A 1,167-nucleotide genomic window follows, 5' to 3' on the forward strand; every position below is an offset into this window, starting at 1 on the left:
CTATATAAGTCCCGTTTGATGTTTTAACAACCTTTAAAATTGTCTATACTGCTTACCATACCAATAAGTAAAGGGGCGGATAGACAATGACAAAGTTACATGTGACAACGAAATATGAAATTACGGTGCACGATCTATTACAAGAAGAACGGAAAATAAAAAATTCGTTTTTTAAACAACGTCTCATGTCTATACGCCTGGTAATGGAAGGGCACTCTGCTACATCTGCGGCTCAAATTATAGGGATTTGTCGTCAATCTGTTTCTACTTACGTGCAAACATTCAATTCCGATGGAATTGAGGGCCTGTTAGAACGTCGTTATCCGCCTGGACGTACTCCTTATTTATCTCCCAATGAAGAAGCTGAAATTCGAAACATACTAATAGAAAGTACACCGAATCAAGAAGGGGTTGGGCCTGAAACACATTGGGATACACGTATCCTTCAATATTTATTGGAGGAGCGTTACCACGTTTCTATGTCTAGAGGTGGAATTTGCGATATGCTACACCGTTGGGGATTTACTTACACGAGACCAACTTATCGTTTAAAAAAAGCAGATCCTCTGAAACAACAAAAGTTCTTACGAGAACTTAATTGGATAAAAAAAACTTATCCGAAGATATGATACTGTTCTATGAAGATGAAACACATATACGCGATTATCAAGCCTTGCATACGTCTTGGTTTCTCCGTGGTAAACAAAAACAAATTCCTGCATATGGACACCATGCAAGTGTCACTTTATTTGGTGCAGTAAATATGTCAAATGGTTATTTGCATTGCATGGAAGCTAGTGCTTGTAATGCGACTACCTTTCAGGAATTCTTACAATATGTTGTAAAACAAAACTCACAGAAACATATTGTCATGATATTAGATAACGCTCGCATTCATCATGCAAAGTTATTGAAACCTTTTCTAAGAAAGAATAGCCAACGGCTAACATTGATTTTTTTACCACCTTATTCGCCAAATTTAAATTTACTGGAACGTATTTGGAAATGGTTAAAAGAAAGCGTCATCTCTAATCGTTTTCATGCGTCTCAAACAGAAATACGTGCATCTGTAGTATCTTTTTTAGAATATATCGCTCAATGTCCAGAAAAAGTTTTACAAAGATTAGGTGTTGAACAATTGTTAAAATATTAAACTTGATCTATATA

The 1,167-nt window shown here is 35.9% G+C and carries 2 protein-coding genes; both read left to right on the forward strand.

Annotation, left to right across the window (positions count from 1 at the left end; all coding sequences use genetic code 11):
• Window positions 1-86: 86 nt before the first annotated feature.
• Entirely contained in the window at window positions 87-629 is a 543-nt protein-coding gene (locus PDL00_RS34655; protein ID WP_270733845.1) for a helix-turn-helix domain-containing protein, read from the forward strand.
• Window positions 599-1,153 (forward strand): IS630 family transposase, encoded by a 555-nt coding sequence (locus PDL00_RS34660; RefSeq protein WP_270733846.1) that lies wholly within the window; start codon window positions 599-601, stop codon window positions 1,151-1,153. The genes PDL00_RS34655 and PDL00_RS34660 overlap by 31 nt, the downstream gene beginning before the upstream one ends.
• Window positions 1,154-1,167 lie beyond the last annotated feature (14 nt).

The sequence above is a fragment of the Bacillus cereus group sp. TH152-1LC genome (genome assembly GCF_027710505.1).
Lineage (GTDB): Bacteria > Bacillota > Bacilli > Bacillales > Bacillaceae_G > Bacillus_A > Bacillus_A mobilis.

Bases quoted from the DNA above. Each gene is read 5' to 3' on its own strand.
- PDL00_RS34655 (WP_270733845.1), top strand. From the start codon at position 87: ATGACAAAGTTACATGTGACAACGAAATATGAAATTACGGTGCACGAT.